Source organism: Desulfothermus okinawensis JCM 13304, from assembly GCF_054654515.1.
The window spans coordinates 1-23,825 of record NZ_BAAIEW010000002.1 but is presented as its reverse complement, the minus strand read 5'-3'; the positions used below and the strand labels follow the sequence as shown (position 1 = coordinate 23,825).

Here is a 23,825-nt window from a genome sequence, read left to right as displayed (position 1 = left end):
TATCAATAATCTTACCTTATTTAATTCTCTTTATTTTATTGAAGTTTCACTTTATTATTCTGCTGCAACTCACTAGAAACTGGCATATAGATACTGTTTAGCCTTTTAATCATCATTAGCTTGGTTTATTTAAATGCAGGTATGATTTCTTTATGCTTTAAACGATTAATCGTATATAATCTAAAATAAATAAGAGCTCCCTTTAACTCATAAATATTGCGCTCCCAATCTAATTTAGATATTGACCACCACCAATGTTTTAAATACAGATACCTTGATTTCTTGTTTAAAAGCATAGAAGCATAGTAAGCTCCTCGCCCTAAATGATAACTTCGCACCAAAGACTGTATTTGTTCTTTGCTCCTTCGACCATGGTGGTGTTTAACTACAGGACCTGGGAAATAGCCCCCGGTAAAACCTGATGCTGAGGCGCGTGCAATAAATTCAACATCTTCTGAAGGAAGGAGCGTTCCTGCTCCCAAAAGTTCATTAAATCCACCAATTCTTTTAAAAATTTTTTTTCTAAAGCCCATATTAGCTCCATGAATTAAACCAGCAGGTATAAATGTATTTGGCCTTATTAATTGTACTTCATTTTTGTATTGTACAGTTATCATATAATCTTTGGGATCATATAGAACTACTCTGCCGCCGAAATATGATATTTCTGGTGAGTTAAACACTTGTGCCACGTGCAAGAGATAATCAGGTTCTGGATAGCAATCATCATCTGTAAATACAATTATTTCACCGCTGCTATAACGTATTCCACTATTTCGTGCACGTGCCAATCCAGGTATTGATTCATATACAAATCTGACATTTATAAGAGGAGAACTGTGGATAAATTTTTTTATAATATCAGCAGTATTATCTGTGGAACCATTATTTACTAAGACAAGTTCCCACTCACACGGCACCTCCATCTCTGACAGTGCATTTAGACAATGGTTTAACGCCGTGCCTCTATTTCGGGTGCAAATTATTAGACTTATTAACGGTCCTTTTCCCATAACCTTTTTAGTAACCACCTCGTTTTCCATAAGATGAAGTTCCCTTTAGCTTCCCTAATAGTTCGATTGCGTACATGAGAGAGTTCTTGTTTGGGTTCAAAAATGTGTCTAACGGGTAATCGTCCTTCAAATTCCCTGACTACTTCCTCGGTATTATCTGTGGAGTTATAATTATTTTAACTACCAGGAGTTCCCAGGATATGCTTGGGGGTTGTTTGAGCTTAATCATTTGCTGAAGAGTCTGGTGCAGCAGCTTCGCCCTATTCCAGGTGCAAATGGCAATGGTAATGTTCATAGCTGTTCCTTTCTAAAATATAAAATTATTTTTAGGAGAGGGATGCCTCAAGGGCATCTTTTTCCTTATCAAAAAAATGGATATTTGCTTAGAAATGCCCCCATGCATCTAAAAAATAACCCATTCCCCCATACGAATTATTGAATGCCAAAACTCGCCCGGTTAGATTCCCATGCTTTTCATAACTGTTTTTTTATTTTCTTACACACTAGCTTGAATTTTTATTAACATATTTTCATCCGGATAAAAATTTTCTTTGTATAATTTTTCAAATCCGAAATGCTGCAATATATACAAACCCTTCTCTATTATCTCAGTTGGAATTTCATCTTTCCATGATGAAATAGGTGACTTACCAGTAAAAAAACAGCTATCTTCACCTGCAACTCTACTTGGTCGGTTAATAGCTTCATTTAATTTAATTTCATTTATAATGATATGTGATTTTTTTATAAATTTGAATATTTTTTTTATTTCTTTTATGGGATCCGAATAAATATTTTCATAAAAACACACATAAATAGTGCCTAATTTAAATTGTCTTAAAGGAATATAATTAATTATACACCAAATTAATATTTGATTTAACAAAAAATTCCGTTTTTCACTAATTTCTAAAATGAGATCTTCAAATTTTGAAAGATGATCAATGTACAAATCTGTTTGTTTCAATAAATCGCGTGGTTCATTGAACCAGAACCAATTCTTTTTTTTAAACTTAGAAAGCGCTACAGCAAAAGGATTCCTAATCAGAAGAATTGGTTTGACCTCCGGGAAATGACACATTAAAGCATAGCTAAATAAATTTGCAAATATATCCTTTATAAGGATTCCTTCGTATAATATTTTTGTATTTTCAGAATCTACTCTTCTATGAAAAAAATTTCCACTAAAAACATCTCTTGCAAATCGTATTAAATTATCATCTAATTTGCCTGGACAAACATATTGATGAGGGATTAAAAAATTTGCTCTACTAACAAATTTGGGATGAAATGGTTCAAACATCACTCTATATTTCTTGCTAAAGTTAATCAGATTACATACCCATGTAGTGCCACTTCTCCCATCACCAATTAGCCATATAATATCATTATAATTTTTTAGATAATAATTTAGTTTAACTACGGTTCTAATTTTTAAATTTTCAACATCATCTCTTATATTTTTAAGACTTAGCATTATCATCAATAAAATCCCTCTCCAGTCATTAAAACTTTTGGACTGTCTTCATAGTAAAAACAATCGATTATAATCTTAGGGATTACTTCATCCATGCTCCCAATAAAGCAGCCTTTGATTCTTGATTACTAGATTAAAGAGTTTTTTAAAATCCAATTGGCCTGAGGGATAACATTGGAGCGTAAGTTCCCACTATAAGGACTTTCCTTTACTACATGAAAAGTTACACAATTACGCCACGCCTCAATTTCGCGATCATTAGCATCGCCGAGCCATGCAGTTATAAAAAAAGTGCCTTCTGTAAGGCCTAGGTAAGGCACAAACAAACAAATAGTACTTTTTTGACTAGTTGGTAAAAAAAAATGTCCATAATCTTGTGATCTTAAATGGTAAATGCATTGTCCAAATTGATTTTTAATTAAAAAGCTAAAACAGAACTTAAAATCTACCCCATTCAGGGTAGCAATTATACCTAATGGCTCGCAATATTTAAAAGTCGATTTAATGTGAAATTTATCATCAACAATTTTAACAGATTCAATAAAATAATTTAAAGAATAATCGGGTCTTCTTGCAACGCCCAATGGAGTCTCTTTTGCAAGAGAATTAGAATAAAAGTCTAAAGCTCTATGAACAGTTCCAAGAAATACAACCTTTCCTTTATTTAATACTATTCCTTTATTGCATAAATTAGCTACCGCAGCCATATTATGACTCACGAACAAAACCGTTCTGCCACCCTTTGCCACTGACTCCATCTTCCCCAAACATTTTTTCTGAAACTCAGCATCCCCAACAGCAAGAACCTCATCCACTATCAAAATTTCAGGATCTAAATGGGCTGCAACTGCAAATGCCAAGCGCACCATCATTCCAGAGGAATACCGTTTTACAGGTGTATCCAAAAATTTTTCCACACCAGAAAATTCTACTATTTCGTCAAATTTTTTATCTATTTCTTTTTTGGTCATACCAAGAATTGTGCCATTCATATAGATATTTTCACGACCAGTTAGTTCAGGGTGAAAACCAGTGCCAACTTCTAACAAGCTCCCTACCCTTCCCCTTATTATTACCCGACCCGATGTTGGTTCAGTAATCCTTGAAAGTATTTTCAAAAGGGTACTTTTCCCAGCACCATTTCTACCTATTATACCAACCACCTCACCCTGTTTGACCTCAAATGATACATCCTTAAGTGCCCAAATTATATCTTTAGATTTGTCACTATTATGAAATTTAGTTAGCTTCCTGAGCGACATAAAATTTTTTATAGGTGCTTTAAACCAGGAAAATATGGTTTGTACAAGAGTGTCTGGCCTCTCATCTTTCAAACCAATGCGATAAGCTTTGCTTACATTTTCAACCTTAATTACTGTGTCTGACATAAAAATTCACTTCCCACTATTTTTTGGTAGTTAAGCTACATCTGCAAATATTTTTTGTCTTGAACTAAAATATAAAATACCAGTAAAAGCTAAAGTAAAAGCCGATACCGTTCCAATCGCAATCCAGGTCCATGGCATTGGTATTGTACCTAAAAGTGCTGATCTAAAACCTTCTATTACCCCTACCATGGGATTTATTGCGTAATAATTTCTTAATGAGTCAGGGATCGCAGTGGTAGGATAAACCACAGGTGTTGCATACATAAATAATTGCACAATAAAATAAATTGAGTAGTTTACATCTCTGTATTGTATTGCAAGGGCAGTAAACCATAAACTAAATCCCATTGCTGTCAATATCAAGTTAATCATCAATATTGGAAGAAAAATTATATTTGTTGTAGGAAATATTTTATACCAAAACATTAAAAGCAATAAAAAGAAAAAAGCTATTATAAAATCTAATAACCTTGCAACTATATAAGATATAGGCAAAATAATTCTAGGAAAGTATACCTTTTTTAACATATTGGCATTAGCTACTAAACTATTGGTGCCCTCAGTTAAAGAACTAGCAAAATAGGTCCATGGAACTAGAGCTGTAAAGCTAAATATTGCATAAGGTACTCCATTTGAATCTATTTTAGCCAATCTACCAAAAATTATCGTATAAACTACCATTGAAAAAAAAGGTTGAATAATAGCCCATCCAATTCCAATGCTTGACTGAGCATATCTAGTGCGTATATTTCTCCATGTCATAAAATAAAAAAGGTCCCTATATCTCAACATCTCCTTTAAATCTATTAGACCGAGACCACGCTTTGGTTCTATGATTATTTCATCTTTCATTTGCTTTTTCATAAAGTGATGACTCCCAAAAGATTCAGTAAAGTTAATTTGTTACAACTACACCTAAGACGCCCGGAACTACAGAACTCTATTATTTTTTTAACCAACTAAAATTATTATATCTTACTCTAAGCTAAGGGTCAACTTAATATCCCTTTCACAGTCCCCAAAGACCTGGCCAAAAAATACACAAAGTAAAATTTTAATATAGTCACAAATGCAATATCCTTTGATATTCTGGCCAATCTTATAGAATATATAGCTATAGGCAATATAGAAAGGGAAAAACAACCCATAGCTAAGAAGCCTTTTTTCATAAACAATCCAATAATACACAACAAAAACCCAATTAATATCCACATAGGAGTTATTATACTTGGAATCTCTTTCAATGTTATTTTTCTTCCCTTAATTGACCTTATATTCCCCTTTGCCCGCCATATTTCTTTTTTAAAAAGTTCCTTATAATTTTTATCTTCACCTAAATGAATAAAGAAAGCCTTTGATGTACAGTACATCTTTCCCAATTTATTTACCCTATCACAAAAATAATAATCTTCACATGTAATTATATCCTCAGGAAAGCCTCCACACCTAAAAAAATCTTCTCTTCTTAGAAATAAATTCCAGCCACCTGTAAAATCAATAAATCTATCCGCCTTTACACTATTTAAAGCAACCCGAATTTTTTCAATATCTGTAGGATTATCACTTGCAACCTGAGGGGCGCAGACCATTTTCAAATTTTTTGCTTCAATCTCTTCCAACATTACCTTGATCCAATTGGAGGACAAAAAAACATCGGCATCTAAAAAAGCAAAATATATGCCCTTGGCAACAGACGCCCCCTTATTTCTCAGATATGAAATAGTTTTATCCTCTGACTCATAGAGAATATGAATTTTAAATGGGTATTTGCTTATATTTGAATATAATTTTTTATTTTGCGTCACTATTATAACTTCTATTTTTGTCAAATCAAACTCTTGAAATTGAATGCTTTCCAAAGTTTTTTCAAGCAGCCCCTCTCGACCTTTGTGGGGGATGATGAAGGAGATTATCACCTTAATATTACTATTACATTCGCAATTACTCATATGTCTGTCTTTTTTATAACAACTTTTTATACTCTGTTAATTTCCATTAAACATAAATCTAGAATCACAATAAAAAAGAGGGGTTTTTATGCCCCTCTTTTTAAACCAAATAAACTCAATCTTCAAGTTAGTTATACTTTACTTTCTCATTTTTCTCCTACCAACACCAACTATTCCTATTAACCCTGAACCTAAAAGCAACATAGTGGCTGGCTCTGGTAGAGGATAGAGCACAGCTGGGTCGTTAATAGCGAATTCCCAAAGCCTATTAGTACCAGAAGAGTCTACCGCTCCAAGAGAATTTATTTTAGAGATTTCACTATTTAGGAAGAACTCTACAAGAACATCTCGTGGAGTTCCATCAGGATTAGTTTCATTAGGATCATCTATAGCTTTAAACATTTCTCCACCAGGAGTATTAAGGGCTGCATTTTTTATAAAATTAAGTCCACCATAAGTGGAGCCTACTTTAGAGTTGGTGCTGGGTATTTGTATAGGTGCTAAAGAATACCAATATCCCCCTGTACTATCACCATCCGTACTTGGATTAAATCCCAATGACCACAAAACAGTTCCATTGGTAGCTGATGCCACTCCTGTAGAAACATTTGTATTGTCGAAATCTGGGGTTGGATCTTCATATACTCTAATCACTTCACCTGTACTCACATCAAGAATTTGATTTGGATCGTAAGTAGGTGCTCCAAAAATGATCACATCATCAGTAGCATCATTTGGATCATTCTCTTTAACTTGGTCCACTTCAAGCACAAAGTAGGCACTTATTTCACTATAAGGTAAACTACTCCCTGTTTGAGCTGTTGGGTCTGTTTTTGAATAAAGTATATCATTTACTGTCATAACACCCCAAAAAAGATCTCCTGGAGCAACCTCGTCATTGGGAGTGGTACTATTCACCTTATCAAAAACTTCTACTCCCCTAAAAAAAAGACTATTGTAGGCCATCGGCTCAAGATAGAGAGCTTGAGCACTTCCTCCTAAAAAAAACCACCCTACCGCCATTAATAAAAAAACATTTAATATTTTCTTCTTTATCATACATTCCTCCCTGTTAATTTAATATTTTTTTAATTGTAACTTAGTCATAAAAAAGGTGGATCTCTTTTAAAATTATCAATCTTTTTTATCATTATTACTAACTCCTTTTATCATCTAGATAAAAATAAATGCAAATAATATACCTAAAAAGTTAAGATCTTCAAAATATCTAGACAAGATAATTGATAAACTATAATTCTATATGCCTTCTCAAGTATGGCCCCAATATCTCAGTTATAGTTAATGGTATATTTCTCCATACTTTAATAAGCAGATTTCTCATCTCAGACTCACTGATTCCTTGTTTCACCACCCTTTTTGACCAAGTATACCAAAATAACCCTTTATCTTCTGCCCCCCACTGTTTTTTAAACCTATATGTCCCTTCGCCAACAGTAGATCTTCCAAAGTCAAAATATTTAAACCCATTATCACATGCATATCTTAACATTTCCCAGTAAAGGAGCATATTGGGGCTTAGGCGACTATATTCCCTTAAGGAAGAAGCCCAGGGGTTGTACACTGTATCCTTAAAACCTAAGATCAAACTGCTGGCAACAGGTATTTCATCTTTATAAACTGCAAATATTTTACACTGTGATGCAAAATATTTCACACTATTTTTTATAATCTCTTTTGAATGGACTGGGGAACCCAAATACCTCATATTCCATGAAAAGACCTTGTAAAAATCATCAACTAGCTCTAATCCCCCAACTTTAGCCTTTAATCCTTCTTTTATAGGCCTTCTTATTTGACTGCGCAGCTTTGACTTAAATGACTTAAATAAATCATCAGAGGTCTTCCCAAGCTCAAGGACGAGCCTTACCTTGTCCTTTTTTACAAAGGTATGAGGATAAGCTTTGCTTTCTACTAACTCAAATGAATCAAGTAAACCATCTTGGCGAAGGGTTACGCTCTTTATTTTTTCTTTATTAGCTAACTTGAGCACATGCTCAATTAATGCCTTTTCAATTTCTCTATCCTTTGCCAATACCCCACCTAAATCAAAAAAAGGAATTGATGTGAACTTTTTTATCAAACCATATGCATTTATTTTCACAATTGGCAAGATACCCAATATTTCAAAATTATTAGATATTGCAATCAAATAACATCCTTTATGGGAATAGGTATCCTCTATCACCTTTTTCCAGTTGTATAATTGATACACATTTGAATGGGGATGATTTACGACAAACCTATCCCACTTATCTCTATATTCATCTGTTGCTTGAGTTATTTTTATTTCCATGAAAAAGCCTTTTTGATTAAAACACAAAATATTCTATACTACCTACTGACTTACTTTATAACAATTTCTCTAGTCCTCAATATTTTCTCTAACATAGCTCATTTTTTTTAATTCAAATTGAACCCTTTCTGATAAAAACATCTTGAGTAAAGATTGGTAAGGGACATCCTTCTTATTTGCTAAAAATTTCAGTTCATCTAATAGGTATTCGGGCAAACGCAATGATATGGTCTTTAAGGAAGGTTTCAAATTCGGAAGTACCAATTCTTCTGCATTATCCCAGTCTATATAGTCAGTAGAGTCATTCATTGACCAAAATTCCCTTTCTTCATCTTCGTTCTTGAATTTAGGAAGTTGTTTTTTCATTATAACTCCTCAAAAATTTTTCTTTCTTTTCTGCTCATATCTCTCGCTGAAATTATCCTTATTTTTTTGTTCCTAACTGTAAACACCACAAAAAGTTTTCGCCCTAAGCTGTGACCCCTAATGCATAATATCTGTTTTCGCTACTTGAATGTTTTACATCACACTAACTGTTAGATACCTGATAGTATAGAATAAATTAAAAAAAATATTTCATTTTTGAAATTTAAATAGCTCAGTTAATTTATTTAGATGTGAATCCCAGGAAAAATTATCTATAACATAAGACCTGGCCCTTTTGCCCAATATATCACTAGGATTAGATAAGAGGTAAGAAATTGACTTAAAAAATTCACTTTTATTATTTGCAACCAATACCTGAACCTTATCCTTTGCCCATATGCCCTCATTGGCCTCATTGGTCAAAACAACACTTTTCTCCATGGCCATGGCCTCAAGCACCTTGTTTTGTATTCCCCTTGCTATCATTATTGGGACAACCACAATATGGGCAATATCATAATATGGCCTCACATCGTCAACAAAACCGGTTACAAATATGTCATTTTTTTTGTGAAATTTTATTATCTCATCACTGGGATTTCTACCAACTACCAAAAAACATAGATCTCTATTTTGTTTTTTTACTTCATTATAGACAGAATTTATAAACCATAAGACTGCATCAATATTTGGCTTATAATCCATTGCTCCAACAAAGATAATTATCTTTTTATTTTTTATAAAATCTTTTATATCCTGAGGCAGTAAGTCTATCCTATTTTTATTTGGAACAAAAAAATTATAATCAACCCCATTTGGAATTACATGAATATTTTTTGCTTTATTAAACCTTGCTAAAAATAAATCTTTTTCTACCTTTGAAATAAAGATTGATATGTGGAATTTTTTATTTATTCTTTTTTCATACTCAAGCAAGCTCTTACTTTCATATCTATATATTAAATTTTTTGGGAAAATAGAGTTTTTTGAATATTGATACCACTTATGGGAATCCAAATCACAGTAGTCCATAACAAGTAATGGATTATTCTTTAAATAATCTTTGACCCTAAATATATATTCAGCCATTACAGAACAAAAACAAAAAACCACGTCAAATTTTTCTCTATTTAGAAGGGAGTTGATTTGGTGTTGCAATTTTTTAGAATAAAAATAATTAACTGAGATTGGTTTTCTATTTTTTATTGATTTAAGCAATGAAACTACCTTTTTTTGAGGAGGAATAAATTCTAAAAAACAGGATCTACAATACTTTGTTATTGAATTTTTGTATATTAAATCATTTTTGGTGTCGCATAGAGTAGCAATATATAATTCATTCTCTTTAGATAGATACTTTATTTGATTAAATGTCCTGATCTTGTCTCCTTTATTTGGAGGATACGGGATTCTATGGGCAAGGTACAAAATCTTCATTTAATTTATGGTCTTTGATATTAACTCGTCTATATTTTTGACAATTTCATAATCAGAACTCTTAAATTTAAGACCACATTTGACTATCTTTAAAAAACTAACAGGTCCATTGGGTAAAATTCTTGTATAAACAACCTTGCACTTCACCCCTTGTATAAAAATATCTTTATCAGGGCTGAATATTTCTACTTCATATGTATCTGAATTGCCATTTAGAAAGATTTGGTGCATGTTAAATAAATATTTAAAACTGAGTCCACCTCTGCTTATGTCTATTACGTTTCCAACAATATATTCACCATTATATTTTAGAGATGAAAAAACCTTCCTTTTAGGCTGCAATCTTGGATATTTCCGTCTTTCTCTGGCTCTTTTGATAACTTCTTTATTTGATAGTGAATTCATTTTTAAGCTCCTATGGATTATAAACCTTTTTATTTAATAATTTTGAACATGAAACAAATTTTACATCCTTTTTGGACTTAAAATAAGAACACATTTTTTTCAAACCATTAAATGTCCTATTTAAATTAACATAATGCCTAAATTTATGATTTAAACTAAGTTGACTTAACCTTGGTTGACCAGGGTCAATCTCCCATGGATGCATATAAAACACATACCATCCTTTTTGTTTTAATATATTTTTAACTAAAAATTTAAATACAAACAAAGGATAAATCCTGAAATATGCCCCACCTCCTGCAGGAAGTACTATATTTTTAAAATCAAAATTTGATATGGGTATCTCAAATATTCCAGTATGGAGTTGAAAAATCCCATCTACCTCCCTTTGAATTAAATCTTTTCCCAATTCCCCGTATCTGGAATTTAATCTAAAGGAGTTGTAGCTTGAGTCATATACATATCCTAGTTCCTTTAGTAAAGCCAAAAGATCTTTGCATATACTAAAGTTTGGAGCCCTAAACCCTAATACCCTTACCCCTGTTATGTCTTGCAATAATTCCTTTGACCTTAATAATTCTTCCCTTAATTGGAAAAATCTTACTTCTGAACAAAGATTATGCCAAAAACCATGGCTAGCTATTTCATGTCCATTATCATAGATCTTCTTAATTAGATTAGGAAGTCTCTCTGCAACCCACCCAAGTACAAAAAATGTAGCCCTAATTCCAAGTTCATCAAACAACCCCAACAGTTTATCTACATTTTTCTCAACCCTAAGTTTCATATTATCCCAACTACTTATTGGACATGCTCTCCTTAAATTCTCCACCTGAAACCAATCCTCAACATCAACGGTAATTGCAATGAATTTATTTTCCATCTCAATCTATCTTTTTTCTAATAAGCGTTGTATTAAAAGTAGGAGTAAAAAACCTGCTATAAACACTACCCAACCAGAAAATTCATGTATAAAACCCCTAGCCATTTGAGCGCCAAAATCCTCAGAAAGCACTCCTGTTGCAGTTAGTCTAATAACATTGCCAATAATTGCAATGGGAATAGCACAAAAAAACAAAATAATCTTTCTCTTTAAATCGAAATTTGACAGATACGCCAATGCAGCGCCAAGTGCCATCATAGTAACTAAGGACCTAAGCCCTGAGCACGCTTCTACAACTTGCAGGGTTATATTTGGAAGGGTAATAATATTACCTTCCCTGTACACAACTAGACCCATTAATTCCATTAATTTTGCAGAGATAGAAGATGCAACCAAAGACAATGGAACAGACAGCCTATTCCACACAATGGCTGGAAGGGGAATCATAAATACTAGGTAACAAATGGGAAATGTAAGCAATCTTGCTACTTGTTTTCCATATAAAAATAAAATACTTCCCCACAAAACTACCAACATGGAAATACCCTGGGCAAAATCCAGGGAAGATAACCATGACAATATAAAGAGAAGGAGTCCAAACACAACTACCCAAAGACCTGTATTTGAAGGTGTTATGTCCAGATATTTAAGGACTTTCCTTTTTGTGTAAATAAAATAAAGAGATATAAAGGGAATAAAAAACCCATGGGAATAATTGGGATCTACCTCCCAACTATCTATTAATTTAAAAATCAAGGGATAAAACAATAAAAAAAATATGCAAACAAAAAAGGTGAGTCCAATGGTTTTTGGTGACAAAATTTTACTGGATGTTAACTTCATATTGTGTCCTGACTATGAAGGCAATATTTTTTCTAGGATTTTAATTACGTCTGCACAAAATATGTTTAATTTATCCTGAGTTATCCCATTACTCAAAGATATGATTCTGACAAATGCACCATTGGTTTTTCTCTTAAAAACTGAATCAATAACCCTATAAATACGCTCCTTCACCTCAGAATCTATAATCCTTCCTCGACACTGATACCAATATAGGGCATATATATCCCTTGAACCTTTTTTTAAAAAAAGGCTATTTACATGGACCCTTTTATGTTTGGACAATGCTATGGGTACAGACTCCACTTTATATATATCCCAACCAGAACCAGGCATGCAATTTAAAGGAGAATGGTAGGTCTTTATCCTGTCAACATAAGAGAAATAACTCACATAAACATCGAGGATATTGCCTTCCTTATCTCTATACTTTCTCCATACATAATCATCTACCATAAGTATCTTCGCAACCTTGGGATCCATTGGCTCATCTTCAATAGTTTCCCAATTATCGATCTTTCTGGGAAAAGATTTATTAAGGCGCATTTTTAAAGGAACAGCCTTTACATGGCTAAAAAAATTAATCACTACATAGCTAAATATAAAGGCCAGGCACAGTATCCCTATTCTATACAAAAAACTCTTTTCCATCTCTACTTAATCAATTTTTTTGAATCGTGTAAAACAATTGAAATCATTACCCTGTGGTCTTTGTAATCATTATCATCTATATTTGAATCCATGAGACGATATGTATAAGAGACTGAAACATCCATCCATTTTGTCACTTTATAATTCAAATTGTCATTAAAGGATATCACATTATCTTTTCTCTCTGGATCCTGATCTGTGTACTTATTGTAGCGATAATCTACATAGGCGGAATTGGACAGGTGCCTTGTAAAATCATATAAAAAAGATAATTTTCCACCGTGATAAATGGTAAAACCTAAGTTTTCTCCCCCAAAATAGGTCTCTTCATATCCGCTAGAATAGGAAAAGGTAATACTGCCCTTTTTTATTGTCCACTTTTTATTAAAATCAACATCTAAATTGATACCCTTTTCATCATCACCCTTTTCCTTGTCCTCCATATAATATCCTGCACTAAGCCCTAAACTCGAGTCCTTGGAAATAGCATAAAATATACCTATGGAAGGGGAATACACCTGATAGTCTTCAGTATCTCCAGAATAATCCATATATGTGTGGGAATAGGCTACATTTACAGAAAAATGTTTAGTTATCTCTTTGGTGAGTGTTACACTTCCAATCAATTCATCAAAATCATCAGAGCCCCCATAAAAATCTCCTTTAATATAAGAGGCATCGAAACTTAAAATTGTATGCTCCCATACTTCAAAACCTATACCTGCAACAGGATTGTATCGGGTGGCTTCTTCAATCTCTTTACCCTGTTCCCAATTTCTATAATGATTATACCCCACATAACAAAAATCTCGCCGTCCAAATTGATAATTGAACCTAAGTCCCCCTGAGTAATTTGAGTGATATCTTCTCTCGCGTCTCAATGTATAGCCAGATGGACTATATACATTACTTTCACCTGTAGTATTTATTGTATACAAATCTTGAGTTACATTGAATTTATTATACATATTAAACTTTAGTCTTTTAGTGATATGATTTGAATAATTTAAGCTTAAATCATGAGAGATATAGTTATCTTCCGTTCTTTCAACATAATTAAAAATAGAGGCAGAATAAGATAGCATTGTTTTTGTAAATTTTGTAGATACATCTAAGGATACAGAAGGATTAATTATATATGCCCAATCTGAATCCTCATCATTTGGGGTCAAGTCTAAATTACTGTCATATTCTGTCCTCAGGCTTAATTGGTATAAAAGATCCACATTTACCTGAGCAGACACAATTCCAGAGAAAAATATAATCAATGATATAATAGAACAAAGACAAAATATTCTATGTCTAACGATCATAGTTAACTCCTATTTAACTATTATTGTATCATTTCTCTGAATAAAATAATTTTGTTCTGGGTGTTTTCCTGAAATGATGTCCTTATAACTTATCTTATATCTTAGTTCCTTTCCATTTTTATACCTGAGTAAGATTATATTGTCTTTATTAGCCCATTCAGTAAACCCACCTGCAATGGCTATAGCCTGCAATATAGTTAAATCTTTTGTTAAATCATACTCTCCAACCTTACTTACTTCTCCAACCATATAAAATTTATTGTTCTCCTCATTTACTATAACAGTTACAAAGGGAGTTGTAATGAAATTTGACAATTTTTTTTCTATTTTGTGTTTAAGTTCAATAGGTGTTAATCCTTCGGCCTTAATATCATCAAGCAAGGGCAAAGATATCCTTCCATCTGTTCTAACTTTCACCACCCTTGTTAAGTCTTTTTCCTTCCATACATTGATCTCTAAGACATCTCCTTTTCCAATTTTATAATAATAATCCTTAGAGGCGAATTTTGTAGAATCTTCAGAATGCGCTATAAGTGGACACAAAAAAATAAATAGAAAAAAGTAAATACAAAATCTCTTTGTACTCATCATATTACCCCCTCCATTGTTTTGTTTATCTGGCACCTTGGCCTGTAAAAACAGTTTTTATTGTTTTTAAAATTATATATATATCAAACAAAATAGTCATATTTTTAACATAAAATAGATCATACTCGAGCTTTTTTAGGGCATCCTCTTCTGATGCACCATAAGGATAGTTTACCTGTGCCCATCCTGTTATACCAGGCTTAAGCGAATGTCTTTCTCCATAGTATGGTATCTTTTTTTTGAGTTTCTTAACAAACTCAGGCCTCTCTGGTCTTGGACCAACAAAACTCATATCCCCTTTTAAGACATTCCAAAATTGAGGAATCTCATCGAGTCTAAACCGTCTCAAAAATTTTCCAATAGGTGTTACCCTAGGATCGTCTTGTTGAGCCCATTTTGCCCCATCTTTTTCAGCATCCTGTCTCATTGTCCTAAACTTATATATTTTATAGGGTTTTTCCCACTGACCAACCCTTATCTGTGTAAATAGTATTGGCCCCTTTGAGGTAATTTTGACTAAAAGACCTATGAGAATAAAGAGAGGAGATAAAACAATAATGCCTGACATTGACCAAATTATATCGAGTAGTCTCTTGGTCATTAACCTGGGCTTGAATTTAGAGAAGCCTTCTGAAAATATTAACCAACTGGGTACCACTTTTGTCACTAAAACCTTTCCACAAAGATTCTCAAAAAATGTGACACCATCTATTATTGCAATTCCTTTAGTTTTGCACTCTAAAAGGACATTTATAGGAGATACACCCCTCCTTTCTTCCAGAGCAAAAATTATTTTTTTTATGTTATCTTCCAACGATAAACTACATAACATATCTATATCTTCACAAACTTGTTCTTCTGAAAAAGAAATATCATATAAAATATCCTTATTAAACTGGATATTAGTGGGTAAAAATATATATTTAATATTGTATCCAGAATCTAAATTATTTCTTATTTCGCTTATAATATGTAATCCTAGTTCACCATCCATTAAGAGTATTATGTCTTCATTCCATATTCCCTTTTGACATAAATATATATACAAAATCCTCCATGAAACCAAAAAAAACAAAAATAATACAATGCCGCCAAAAAATATCCCTTGTTCCAGTATAACAGGTGGATACAAAAAATATATTGCAGATAAAATAATACACGTAATCCCTATAGCCTGAACTATCCTCAAAAATAGATCAAGGAGTTTTAAACCATATTTAAACTCATAAAGAGAACAATAATAAAGAACTACCTGCAGTACAAAGGTTACTATAGAAACCCTAATCCATATATTCAATCTGTTTGGATCAAAAGGTAAATTATAATTGTAATATAATAATATGACGATATATATACTAAAGAAAACTAATAAACTTTCTATTATAAAAAAAACTAAATTTCTTATTGGATAGTATTTATTAAAAAATTTTAGCATAGTTATTAATATCTTTTGTGGTTAATATCCATTACTACTATATGAACCATACCCCCTATAATATCCTTTGTAATATCTTTTCCTCTTTTCATATCCATTTAAAATTATACCTTTAAATTTCTCTTTTTCAAACTTATCAATGGTATTTTTTACAACATCTCTTGGAGTACTGGCCCTTTTTACTATCAAGTAAATTGCATCTACGTTATTCCCCAGCACAAATGTCTCAGGTGTGAGTTCAATGGGAGATGAATCAAAAATAACATATCTATCTGGGTATCTATCTCTCAATTCTTTGATTAGACCTTCCATCTTTTTTGAGGATAAAAGTTCTGAGGGATTTTGACAATCCTCCCCTGAAGGGAGTATGGTGAGTTTTTTTATCTCAGTCTTAATAAGCAAATTTTCCAAAGGCTCTCCTGTCAACAAATGGGTAGATAGTCCCTTGCGTACATTATCATATCCAAATATTTGATGAACTCTAGGTCTTCTCAAATCCGCATCCACCAACAACACATACTCATCTAAACCCTTTGCTATGGTGGCAGCAAGATTAGCAACAACAAAAGTCTTTCCTTCTCCTTGAAGACAACTTGTTATTAAAATTGTCTTGGGCGGATCCCCTTTAACTGGTCTAATAATCCTTGACCTCAGAAACCTGAACTCTTCAGTTATAACAGAAGTTGGCTCTGAAAGAACTACCAGTTCTTTTGAAAAGGAAAGCATATCTCCACTAGATTTACTTAATTTAACTTCCCTTACCTTATTTCCAGCAACCCTTTCCTTTTCCGCCTTTTCAAGGGCATCGAACAGTCTACTCATATATTAGTCTCTCTTTATTTAAATTCGTGAGTGGGTAAACACACTATTACCTTTACCCCTAAATAAGATTCTATTTCCTCAGGGGTATAAAACGCTGGGTCTAAACTCTCTCTCAAAAAAGCAAGGCCTCCACCCAAGCATAGACCAAATAAAATAGAAAACATGGCCACTCTTTTAACATCTGGAGAATATGGAACCCTAGAGGGAACTGCTAAATCCAATATACGAAATTGTTCACCTTTTTGACGTTTTTCCAATTCCTCGGCCATTTCTGCACTCAATTTTTTTGACAAAAGATTCTGATATCTCTTACTAATAACTCCATATTCTTTTTGTATTTTTTCAAGTTGAAGGCCTATTTTAGTGGTCATTTCAATCCGTTTTTTATAAATAGCAATTTGTTTTTTTAGTTCTCCTAGTCGTTTTTCATAGTTTCTTATGTTATTTCTAATTTGTTTTAGCTGATAGTAAATTGGTCCCTTGACCTGTTTTTCCCTATATTTTTCTTTATCCCTTATTTTTTTTAATCTCTCTATCCTTTTTTCTAAGGCAACTACATCTGGATGTTTGTCGGTATAAATGGATTTTAATTCTTTTAACTTAAGTTCAAGTTCATTTATGGAATAAATTTTTTCGTCCTTAGACATAGACTCTCTTCTAGTGGACTCTTGTTCAGCAATCTGTTCCCTAAGGGCAATTTCTTTTTGCTTAGCTAAATTTATAGCCTCCATTAGATTGTTATATTCATCCTTTAATTGGTTTAATATGGAAATATTAGAATTTAATTCACTTGGTAACATACCAAGGTGTTCCTTTTTAAATTCTTCTAGCTCCTTTTCCTTTTTCTCTAGTTGCCCTTTTAAACGATTTACCTCTGTTTCTAAAAATTTGGTTGTACCCATTGCCATTTGTTCTCTTATCTTTAAATTTTCGTCTATGAACTGAGAAGCAAGGGCATTTGCAACGTCTGCAGCCACTTTGGGATCATACCACTCAAATGAAATCTCAAAGGCCTTCCTACCCCCTTTTAATGATACTTGTATTTTTTTTCTTACAAAATTAATAAATTGCAAGTTATCAGCAGCAATACCTTTATTTTCTTCAGCCCCTAATCCCAATTTTTTAAGAATATTATCTTTAATTTTTTCAAAACGCCCCTTTTCTCGTGGCTCATTGAGCCTAAACTGCTTAATTATCCTCTCTAAATTCGTCCTACTGTAAACCTGCTGAGATATGGTATTGAGCCTACTTTGCAAACTTTCTGTTATGGTTGATTTTACATAACTACTGGGAATCCTCTGTGCCTCCACCAAAATCAGTGTGGTTGATTTGTATGTTTTTGGGGTTACTGCTATATAAACAATACCTCCAAGAATGGAAATGAGCAGTGGAATAACAATCCACCATTTTCTCCTTACTACAATATCAAAATAAGGTTGAAGATCAATTTTTTGAATCTTTATCATTTAGTTCTAGGTCCTCCTTATTAACTTATAGCTAAGTGGCCATTTATGCTAGTTTAATGCCAAGTTAATAGTTCAGAAATGTTAACCATTTTTTTTCTATTTATCAACTGAAATTAATTTCACTAGATGTGAATAAATTTTCACTAGATTAATTCCTTAAAATGGAAAACAACCAACTACCACAAAAAAAAAGAAAAAAAATGTTAGCATAAATCTTGCAAGTTTTTTTTTATTCTATCATAATGATTAAGAAGTTACTTAATTTTCATAACGGTAAATTTAAGTTTAAGTTAATGTACACCCAAAAAGAGAAAATATGGTGATAAATCAATCTGAAAAAAGAAGAGAACCCAGAATCCCCTTGGAATTAGAAGGTCTACTTCAAAAGGTTAAAGAAAGAAACGTAAAAAAATGTCTAATAAAAAATTTAAGTCTCCATGGGGCTTTAATTTTTTTCGATGAACCTTTAAAAAACCAAGAAAATGTATTAGTTCAAATAAAAAATAATGGTACTAGCCATGAAGTTTCAGGTGTTGTCAAGTGGTGTCGAAACGGCTCACTACCATACAAAATAGGACTTTATTTTAATGAAGAATTAAACTTTAGCATTCAATTTAAAGAAATCTTTTCCTCACTAAAAGACGTATGCAAGGTGCCCTATAAACTGGACTATACTGTCAAGCAACCCTTCTCCAATATCTATTTAGACCTAATAAAAAATTCCATTGGTCAAATTCATATGGGATATATGTGCCGTTTTCTGAAAACGAAGATTGTAAATTTATTTCAAACCATAAATACTGAAATCAACTTGGTGGATCTTGCGGTACAGAGGATTTTAAAAATTAGTAATGATACAAAAAATGGCATCCCAAAAGAGGCGTCTCTATTTTTTTATCAACACTTTAACAACCTGAACAGTGAGTTAAATAAGGTTAGGACTTTCATAAAAATACTCGATAAAGAGGTGAAGGAAATTCCAGATTACAATATAAATTTGGTAGAAATCAATAAAATTGTTGTGTCATCCATAAATAATTTTTACCGAAACATATATTCCATAAAAGAGGTAGAATGTACATCAAACATCTCCAAAAATATTCCCGCCTTCATAGGAAATAAATACCTAATAGAAAAATCCATAGGTATGATTTTTACTTTTCATACCAATTATGTATTTTTCTGTAATGCTAATAAGATTAATGTGTCTACAGATTATAAAGAAGATAAAAGAAATATAGTTATAAAATTTACCAGTAATGGGTCAAAGATGTTTAATGAAGATATATATATTGAAAAAACTAGACTGATAAATAAAAACTTTCAAAATAGTTTTCTTAATTATCTTGCCTTTATAATTCTTATCCTAGAAGAATACAATCCATCTATAAGGATAGTAAGTGAACCAGGTAATAACCTATTTGAATTAAATTTTTCAGTTGATCCTATCATTATAGAATCATAAAAATAAACAATAGAGGGGTATGGTGTATGACGAAAAAAATAATAATAGTGCTTATATTGTCCTTTTTAGCTTTTTATGCTTGTTCTAATAAAGAGAAAGATTTTCAAAACTACTTAAAACAGGCAAAGACGTTTTTAGAGAAAAATGAATTGGATAAGGCCAGGATTCAACTACTAAATGCAATAAAAATCAATTCCAAAAATAGTGACGCTTACTACTACTTAGGTGAAGTGTCATTAAAAAAAGGGGAAATAAAGGCAGCTGCAAGTAATTACATGCAGGCATTAAGGATTGATCCAAATCATGTTAATGCTAACCTTAGAATGGGAGAACTCCTCGTAGGCGCCAAGAGATATTCTGATGCAAAATCTTTTTTAGAAAAAGTATATAAAGAAGAGCCCAACAATTTAAAGGCAGGTCGTCTATATGCCTTATGCTATTTGGATTTAAAAGAATATGATCGTGCTGAAAAAATCCTAAAATCACTATATAAAAGCTACCCTGATGATCCTGGGGTATTGATTCTTCTGGGAAATCTATACCTATTAAAAGATAAAAATATCAGTAAAGCAGAAAAATATCTTCTTAAAGCCACGCAAAGTAAAAAGTCAACCCTTAAAAATTTTTATCCATTGTTTTCTTTTTATGTGAAATCAAAAAAATTCCAAGAAGCTGAGCAATTATTGCTACAGGCAGAAAAAAAATTCCCCAAAAACCCGGAAATAAATATAGTCTTGGCGAATTTCTATTTAAGACTTAACAAGGTAAAAGAAGCTGAAAATCAAATTAAAAAGGCAATAGCAAAAGATCCCAAAAAGCCATCTTATTATAAGATGTTATCTTTTTTATATATATTTAATTACAAAGATCTAAAAAAAGGAGAGAACATTTTAACTGAGGCAGTAAGAAAGTGTGGGGACAACCCAAAATCTTATATCAATCTAGCGCTATTTTACTTAGCTGTTAATAAAGGGAAAAAAGCAGAGCAAATACTAAAACAAACAATTGAAAAGTTTCCCAATGACCCCACTTCCATGAGAATATTGGCTCAATATTATTATGAAATTAAGGATATAAAGAATGCAGAGGAGTTATATAAAAAGCTCCTAGAAAAAAACAAAAATGATCCACTTGCCAGACTTATCAAAGCAAAAATCTTGTTATTAAAAGGCAAGACAAATGAAGCTCAAGAAATTTTAGTACAACTTACAAAAGATAATCCTAATTTTGACGAAGCCTTTTTTACAAAGGCCCTTTTAGAATTGGGACAAGGCAAAATAAATTTGGCAAGGGATGATGTTACAAAGGCCTTGGAAATAAATCCAAGGCACTTAAAGGCCAATCTACTTATGTCAGAGATTTTAATACAAGAAAAAAACTATGACCAAGCCAAAGTTTATTTAGCTAAGGCAAAACAAATGAACCCCTTAGACTTAAGAATATATATAAACTTGGGTCGAATAGCCCTATTAGAAAAAAACCTTAAAGAAGCTGAAAAAAATTTCACAAACTTAAAAGAGTTGAGTCCCAAAAATTACATTGGATACTTGTATTTAGCCAATACCTATCTTAGAGAAAAAAAATTAGATAAGTCCTTATCTGAATATAGAAAGGTGTTGGAACTAAACCCATATGCAACAGAAGCCATATCAAATATATCTCTTATCTACTTAATAAAGAAAAAAAATAAAAAGGCTGTAGATTTTTGTAAAAATCTTCTAAACAATCAAAAAAATAAAAGATTAAGATCATATATCTTTTATACATTGGGGAAAATATACATGGCCCAAAAGGATTACCAAAATGCAAAACAATCCTTTGAAAAGGCCATTAATGAAAATCCAAATGTTTTGTCGCCCTATGTGCAATTGGCAAATATAGCTCTAATAGATAAGGACATTGATAGTGCTATTTCTTATTATCACAAAATAGAAAGAAAGGAACCACAGAATATAAATGTATTAATGATGTTAGGTGTACTTTATAATAGAAAAGGTGACTTAACAAATTCTAAAAAATACTACAAAAAGTGTCTTGAAATCAAACCAGATTTTGCTCCTGCTGCCAACAATCTTGCATGGATTATGGCAGAAGAAGGTGGAAATCTAGATAAGGCCTTGTCACTTGCACAAGTGGCCAAGGAAAAGATGCCAGATGATCCGTATGTTTCTGACACATTGGGATGGATATATGTGAAAAAACACGCTGTTCTCAGTGCAATTGCCCAGTTAGAAGATGCCCACAAAAAATTACCCAGAATACCTAGTGTCACATATCATTTGGCATATGCCTACTTCAAAAATGGAGAATTGGAGAAGGCCAAAAATTTACTTAGTTTAGTTCTTAAACAAGATATTCAATTTCCAGAAAAAAAACAGTGCAAAAAGCTTTTGGAAGAAATAGAAAAGACATTAAAGTCTAGTAAAAAATAATGTATCTTGAATTTTTTGGGTTAAAAAGAGAACCCTTCCATATCTCTCCAGATCCCTATTTTTTCTATTTTGGTCCAACCCACAAGGAGGCCTACGCAGCACTTATATATGCAATTAGAAATAGAAAGGGTTTTGTTGCTATCACAGGGGAAGTGGGGCTTGGAAAGACCACTGTGGTAAGGACCTTTTTAAACCACTTTAAAGATCAACACAAACTAAAGATCATATTGATATTCAACACCAAACTGAGTTTTAAAAATCTCCTAAAACTCATTCTCTTAGAACTTGGATTTAACAAACAGAATTTATTGGAAATTGAACGAAATTCACCAGATGACGAGAGCTTTGAAGTTGAATCAGTGGAACTATTATACAATTATCTAATTGAACAATATAGAAGGGGAATAAATGTAGTCCTTATTTTAGATGAAGCTCAAAATCTGCCAGTAATTACCCTTGAAAAACTAAGATTAATATCCAATCTTGAAACAGAAAAAAATAAACTAATACAAATTTTTTTAATTGGGCAACCAGAATTGGACAAAAAACTTTCCCTTAAATCCTTAAGACAACTTAAGCAAAGGATAGAACTAAGGGTTAAATTAAAGGAATTAAACAAAAAAGAAGTTGGAAAATATATTGATTTTAGATTAAAAAAGGCTGGATATGTTGGAAAAAATATTTTTACTAAATCTGCAATAAGAAAAATATATAAATATTCAAATGGAATACCAAGAAAAATAAATATAATATGTGATAATGCGTTAATCACTGCTTTTGGACAAGACAAAAAGAAAATTGGACCAAGAATTATCAAGGAAGTTGGCAAGGAATTATATAGTGATGAAAGGAAGTCTAAATTTAGTAAACTTTCTTACACTCTTATATTTTGTATTATATTCTTGGTATCATTTTATTTTGGTACTCGTTTAAATGAAATAAAACCATATCTACCTTTAGTAAAAAATACATATAAAAAACCAAATAAATCAAAATTTCCAATACAAGATAAGGTATTTCCTTTATCAAACACTAAACAAAAAGTAATTATAGGAAATACTTTGCTAAATAACACAAATCAAGGTCTAAAAGTTCCACCACAGGAGAAAAGCGACATAATGCCCTCCACTAAAAACAATAAAGGATCAGCGCCAAATAATAAAACCGTAACAAATAGAAAAAGCTTAATATCCAATAAAACAGAAAAAGTCCAACAAGACCTAGCAACTAAAAAGGAAAAACTTTCTTTGATAAATAATAATGGAAATGAGCCAAAAAAAACAAATTTTTTAAAAAATACATTAATAGAAAAACTGGATACTTCAGGCAAAATTGTCTACTTAATTCTTCAGGAAAAACTGCCATTTTTCAAAAGATTGAGCAATGTTAGACAAATCGTATTGGTAGAAATGGCAAAACAGACCTCTATTAAAGGATTATTCAGTTTTAAAAACATGTTATCAGCCTTGGAAAATGGGGATTATAATCTAGCTGCAAGACATATGTTATATTCAAATTGGTACAAAAGGGTAGGGGAAAATGCAATTATGCTCTCTGAAATTATGAAAAATAATAATA

22 protein-coding genes are annotated in these 23,825 nt (G+C 32.0%); 3 read left to right on the top strand and 19 right to left on the bottom strand.

The genetic code is table 11. The features are described from left to right. Positions 1-125 precede the first annotated feature (125 nt). From ACYQ0O_RS01135 to ACYQ0O_RS01045, 19 genes are all read right to left on the bottom strand, one after another. Positions 126-1,043, bottom strand: a complete 918-nt coding sequence (locus ACYQ0O_RS01135) for a glycosyltransferase family 2 protein (protein WP_459889854.1) — start codon at positions 1,041-1,043, stop codon at positions 126-128. 466 nt (positions 1,044-1,509) lie between these two features. Further along, entirely contained in the window at positions 1,510-2,496 is a 987-nt protein-coding gene (locus tag ACYQ0O_RS01130; RefSeq protein ID WP_459889852.1) for a sulfotransferase domain-containing protein, read from the bottom strand. Between the two features lie 122 nt (positions 2,497-2,618). Further along, positions 2,619-3,878 (bottom strand): ABC transporter ATP-binding protein, encoded by a 1,260-nt coding sequence (locus ACYQ0O_RS01125; protein ID WP_459889850.1) that lies wholly within the window; start codon positions 3,876-3,878, stop codon positions 2,619-2,621. 30 nt (positions 3,879-3,908) lie between these two features. Continuing rightward, positions 3,909-4,742, bottom strand: coding sequence for an ABC transporter permease (locus tag ACYQ0O_RS01120; protein ID WP_459889848.1), 834 nt, complete (start codon positions 4,740-4,742; stop codon positions 3,909-3,911). A 128-nt stretch (positions 4,743-4,870) separates the two neighbouring features. After that, complete coding sequence (locus ACYQ0O_RS01115) at positions 4,871-5,827, bottom strand: glycosyltransferase family 2 protein (RefSeq protein WP_459889846.1); 957 nt, start codon at positions 5,825-5,827, stop codon at positions 4,871-4,873. Between the two features lie 138 nt (positions 5,828-5,965). Continuing rightward, positions 5,966-6,886, bottom strand: a complete 921-nt coding sequence (locus ACYQ0O_RS01110) for a PEP-CTERM sorting domain-containing protein (protein WP_459889844.1) — start codon at positions 6,884-6,886, stop codon at positions 5,966-5,968. 190 nt (positions 6,887-7,076) lie between these two features. Further along, a complete protein-coding gene (locus ACYQ0O_RS01105) occupies positions 7,077-8,141 on the bottom strand; it encodes a FemAB family XrtA/PEP-CTERM system-associated protein (RefSeq protein WP_459889842.1) in 1,065 nt (354 codons plus the stop codon). Between the two features lie 69 nt (positions 8,142-8,210). Beyond that, entirely contained in the window at positions 8,211-8,507 is a 297-nt protein-coding gene (locus ACYQ0O_RS01100; RefSeq protein WP_459889840.1) for a BrnA antitoxin family protein, read from the bottom strand. After that, positions 8,507-8,629, bottom strand: a complete 123-nt coding sequence (locus tag ACYQ0O_RS01095) for a BrnT family toxin (protein WP_459890082.1) — start codon at positions 8,627-8,629, stop codon at positions 8,507-8,509. Before ACYQ0O_RS01095 ends, ACYQ0O_RS01100 begins: the two co-directional genes overlap by 1 nt. 88 nt (positions 8,630-8,717) lie before the next feature. Next, complete coding sequence (locus tag ACYQ0O_RS01090; RefSeq protein WP_459889838.1) at positions 8,718-9,944, bottom strand: TIGR03087 family PEP-CTERM/XrtA system glycosyltransferase; 1,227 nt, start codon at positions 9,942-9,944, stop codon at positions 8,718-8,720. Continuing rightward, positions 9,945-10,349, bottom strand: coding sequence for a PilZ domain-containing protein (locus tag ACYQ0O_RS01085; RefSeq protein WP_459889836.1), 405 nt, complete (start codon positions 10,347-10,349; stop codon positions 9,945-9,947). It lies immediately after the preceding gene. Between the two features lie 10 nt (positions 10,350-10,359). Beyond that, the gene (locus ACYQ0O_RS01080) at positions 10,360-11,232 is read right to left on the bottom strand and encodes an XrtA system polysaccharide deacetylase (protein ID WP_459889834.1); all 873 of its coding nucleotides are present in this window, start codon (positions 11,230-11,232) and stop codon (positions 10,360-10,362) included. Between the two features lie 6 nt (positions 11,233-11,238). Further along, the gene (gene xrtA, locus ACYQ0O_RS01075; RefSeq protein ID WP_459889832.1) at positions 11,239-12,075 is read right to left on the bottom strand and encodes an exosortase A; all 837 of its coding nucleotides are present in this window, start codon (positions 12,073-12,075) and stop codon (positions 11,239-11,241) included. A gap of 12 nt (positions 12,076-12,087) precedes the next feature. Continuing rightward, a complete protein-coding gene (locus tag ACYQ0O_RS01070; RefSeq protein ID WP_459889830.1) occupies positions 12,088-12,726 on the bottom strand; it encodes an exosortase C-terminal domain/associated protein EpsI in 639 nt (212 codons plus the stop codon). A 2-nt stretch (positions 12,727-12,728) separates the two neighbouring features. Beyond that, positions 12,729-14,039, bottom strand: coding sequence for an outer membrane beta-barrel protein (locus ACYQ0O_RS01065; RefSeq protein WP_459889828.1), 1,311 nt, complete (start codon positions 14,037-14,039; stop codon positions 12,729-12,731). Between the two features lie 9 nt (positions 14,040-14,048). Continuing rightward, positions 14,049-14,627 (bottom strand): polysaccharide biosynthesis/export family protein, encoded by a 579-nt coding sequence (locus ACYQ0O_RS01060; protein ID WP_459889826.1) that lies wholly within the window; start codon positions 14,625-14,627, stop codon positions 14,049-14,051. A gap of 25 nt (positions 14,628-14,652) precedes the next feature. Beyond that, complete coding sequence (locus ACYQ0O_RS01055) at positions 14,653-16,062, bottom strand: TIGR03013 family XrtA/PEP-CTERM system glycosyltransferase (RefSeq protein ID WP_459889824.1); 1,410 nt, start codon at positions 16,060-16,062, stop codon at positions 14,653-14,655. Between the two features lie 21 nt (positions 16,063-16,083). After that, on the bottom strand, positions 16,084-16,884 hold the full coding sequence (locus ACYQ0O_RS01050) for a polysaccharide biosynthesis tyrosine autokinase (RefSeq protein WP_459889822.1): 801 nt from the start codon (positions 16,882-16,884) through the stop codon (positions 16,084-16,086). A 14-nt stretch (positions 16,885-16,898) separates the two neighbouring features. Further along, a complete protein-coding gene (locus tag ACYQ0O_RS01045; protein ID WP_459889820.1) occupies positions 16,899-18,350 on the bottom strand; it encodes a GumC family protein in 1,452 nt (483 codons plus the stop codon). Between the two features lie 316 nt (positions 18,351-18,666). Between ACYQ0O_RS01045 and ACYQ0O_RS01040 the strand changes: the two genes are divergently transcribed. The 3 genes from ACYQ0O_RS01040 to ACYQ0O_RS01030 form a co-directional block, all read left to right on the top strand. Continuing rightward, a complete protein-coding gene (locus ACYQ0O_RS01040; RefSeq protein ID WP_459889818.1) occupies positions 18,667-19,815 on the top strand; it encodes a PilZ domain-containing protein in 1,149 nt (382 codons plus the stop codon). A 26-nt stretch (positions 19,816-19,841) separates the two neighbouring features. Further along, a complete protein-coding gene (locus ACYQ0O_RS01035; protein ID WP_459889816.1) occupies positions 19,842-22,247 on the top strand; it encodes a tetratricopeptide repeat protein in 2,406 nt (801 codons plus the stop codon). After that, on the top strand, positions 22,247-23,825 hold a 1,579-nt coding region (locus ACYQ0O_RS01030; RefSeq protein ID WP_459889814.1), incomplete at its 3' end, for an AAA family ATPase. The genes ACYQ0O_RS01035 and ACYQ0O_RS01030, both read left to right, overlap by 1 nt.